This window comes from Streptococcus mitis (assembly GCF_023110375.1).
GTDB lineage: Bacteria > Bacillota > Bacilli > Lactobacillales > Streptococcaceae > Streptococcus > Streptococcus mitis_CI.
This window is the reverse complement of record NZ_JALDVV010000022.1, coordinates 1-3351: the sequence shown is the minus strand read 5'-3', so window position 1 is coordinate 3351 and position 3351 is coordinate 1. Positions and strand designations below refer to the sequence as shown.

Here is a 3351-nt window from a genome sequence, read left to right as displayed (position 1 = left end):
TTAGTTTGGAAAGCAACTTCTTCTGTCTTGGTCTCTTCCTTAGTCGTTACAACTGGGACTACTACTTTCTTAGTTCCAACTTCGATAACTTCGTCTACTGCTGGAGTAGTGATTGTGTTGGATTTCTCAACACGACCTGTTTCTACTCCGTCTGTGTAAGTGACAGTTTCAACAATCGTGCGAACACCCTTCTTACCAGCTGTCTTCACTTGACGACTTCCTTCTGGAAGATCAGAATTTGTGACTTCCTTAGTTTGGAAAGCAACTTCTTCTGTCTTGGTCTCTTCCTTAGTCGTTACAACTGGGACTACTACTTTCTTAGTTCCAACTTCGATGATTTCTTCTACTGGTTCTTTGGTAACTTTCTCGCTTTTCTTAGTACGAGCTGTTTCTTTACCATCTGTCAGTGTGATATCCCAAGTAATGATCTTAATGCCTTTAACACCCGCTTGTTTCACATTACGAGTACCTTCTGCAAGATCGGCATTGGTTTCGGTACGAGATGCATAAGGAATCTCTTCTGTCGTAGTGATTTCTTGATGTTCAACTTTTGGTGTTGTTGGTTCTTCAGTTTTGCCATTCAAAGCTGCTTCTACTTTAGCTTTCAAAGTATGATAGCGTTCTTCAAGAGGTGCAAAGAATTTTTTTCCAACTTCGCTCTTCATTGCTTTTTTGGCAATACCATAATATTTTACAACATCATCTAACTCATCTTGTACAAGTTCACGAGTTTCTTCATCTGAAGGATTCTTTTTGAGATCATTAAAATCCTCTTCAAGGTCGTTCATTTTATCCCTGAACTTAAAAGCGATACTTCTTTCCGCAGCATCAGGGATTTCTTCATCTTCTCCTGGTTCTTCTGCATGTACAGTCTTAATTTCATATAGATCAGGAGCTACATGATAAGTCGCTACTCCAAGAGCGTTTAAAGCAAGTATTGAAATCCCTAACTTTAATAATTTTTTTCTACTCATTATTTTTTCCCTTAACACTTTCAATATACAGTAAGGAGAAGAGTAAAATTTTCTACTCTCCTCTTACTATATGATACTAACGTTCAGCTTTACGCTTCCAAACTAGAAGCCCTGCAAGTCCTGCAGCAAGAGCTGCAAATACTTCAAGAACTGTAGAAACTTCAGAACCTGTATTTGGTAATGTTTTACCTGGTTCTGTTGGTTTTTTCGGAATATCCTCCTCTGCTGGTGGGATATTTGGGGCTGGTGGCGTTACTGGAACAGGTGGTGTTACCGGAACAGGTGGTGTTACCGGAACAGGTGGTGTTACCGGAACAGGTGGTGTTACCGGAACAGGTGGTGTTACCGGAACAGGTGGCGTTACCGGAACAGGTGGTGTTACCGGAACAGGTGGCGTTACCGGAACAGGTGGTGTTACCGGAACAGGTGGGGTCACCACAACCTTGTTGGTAGTTTTTGGTTTATTGTTAAAGCTTACTGTTGCTGTATTTGGTACACCTTTAGTAGCATATTTAGAGAAGTCAGTTCCTTCTTTGAAGTTAGTGTAAAGAACGAGACTTACTTTACTTCCCTTCAAGGCTTCAAGAACGTCCTTGTCGCTGATTTCAACAGTCACAAGGTTTGTAGTTTCATCGTAAGTAACTTTGGCAATTGCTTCCAAATCTTTACCTACCAATTCACCACGGTCATTTGAAACTTTAGAAACTTTTTCAATTGCTGATTTAAGCTTAGCTTGAGCTTCTTTCAGTTTCTTGATTTCGTTTTCAAGTTTCTCTTGTTCTTGTTTCTTATCAGCTGGTGACAATTCAGCTTCTTTCTTAGCTGCTGCTTGAAGGCTTGCAAGTTCTGCTTCAGCTGCTTTGAGTTCAGCTTCCAAGTTAGCAAGTTCTGGACTTGGTTTGCTTGGTGCTGCTTCTGTTGTAGCAGGTGCTTCAGTTGTTGCTGGTGCTTCAGTTGTTGCACCTTCTGATGTTACAGGAGCTTCAGTCGTTGCTGGTGCTTCAGTTGTTGCAGGAGCCTCAGTTGTTACTGCTGCTTTGGCTGCTTCTACCTTAGCTTTCAAGTCAGCAACTTTAGCTTCAGCCACTTTCACTTTCTCATCAGCTGACTTGTCTTCAGACTTAGCCATCAAAGCTTTAAGCTCAGCTTCAACTTGGTCAAGTTGAGCTTGAAGAGCTGCTTGAAGTTTGTCAAACTGTGCGTTTTCAACTTTAAGAGCAATACGGTCACGGTTCACTTTGAGGACTTGGTCGATTTCATCACTGATAGTGAAGTTAGTCAATTCAGTCTTCTTGATGCGGCCGTACTCATCTTTCAAGGCGTTTCCATTTTCATCCGTTGGATCTGCAGGAACGAGCGTTGAAATGTCGAAGCGGAATGTATCAGTTGCGTTTGGCAAGTGGTACTCTTTACCAGGTTTAGATCCATCTTCTGGTCCAACAGTCTTAACTGGTTCATTTGGTTTTGGATCAGTTGGTTTTTCTGGTTCACGAGGTTTAACTGTTACTGGTTTTGTTTCCTTGCTACCAGATTGACCGTTAGCATCCTTGAAGTTTACAGTTGCTTTGTTAGGTACCAATTGGTTAGCGTAAGCGCTCAAGTCGCTGTTAGCTTTAAGCTTAGCTGGGATGTACAATTGGATTTCTTTGAATCCTTTAAGTCGAGCGAAATCTTTCACTGTTACAGTTACTGTATTTCCTTCAACTTTAGTTTCAAGAACTCCAGTTGCATCAAGACCATCTACATAAGCTACTGGTGTATCTGTGATTGCCAACACAGATTCAAGAGTATCTGTTACTGTAAACTCTTTGTACTTATCAATATCTTTTGGTAAAGCAGTATTAACATTGTACATGTAAGGTGCTTCGTAGTCTACATCCAAGTGGTCCAAAGTACGGTTGATCTTCTTAGAAATTTCTGGTTCTGGTTCTTTTGGAACTACAACTGGAACTTCATTAGAATCTTTGTGAACACCTGGTTTGTTTGGAAGATCCGCCTTGTATGAAGCCGTATTCGGTACTTTCACTGACTTATCTTCTGTAATGTAATCTGACAAGTTAGCGCCTGCTTTGATCTTAGCGTCGAATGTTAATTCAACTGCTTGACCAGCACTTGCTTTGACTTGTGCTTCTGTAAGGGTCAAGGTAATGGTTTGACCTTCTACCTTGATTTGGCTAGCGTCAAGCGCTACACCGTTCAATTTAGCACTTGATGTGCCTGCGAATTCAAGAACGTCTACCAAAGTATCTGTTACTGCAAAGGCAGTCGCATCTGCTGGTACACTTGTCTTCACGTTGTATGTGAAGACTTGGTCGCGTTTGTCAAGAGTTTCAGCTTCTTTGCCGTTCACATCTTTCTTGATTTCTGGCTCTTCTGG

Annotated in this window: 2 protein-coding genes; both read right to left on the bottom strand. The window is 41.3% G+C overall.

The features are described from left to right. Window positions 1-974, bottom strand: a 974-nt coding sequence (locus M1G12_RS09670; protein WP_247949830.1) for a G5 domain-containing protein, incomplete at its 3' end; no start/stop codon positions are given. Window positions 975-1050: 76 nt separating this feature from the next. Beyond that, the coding region (locus M1G12_RS09660; RefSeq protein ID WP_345773315.1) for an isopeptide-forming domain-containing fimbrial protein at window positions 1051-3351 on the bottom strand (2301 nt) is incomplete at its 5' end.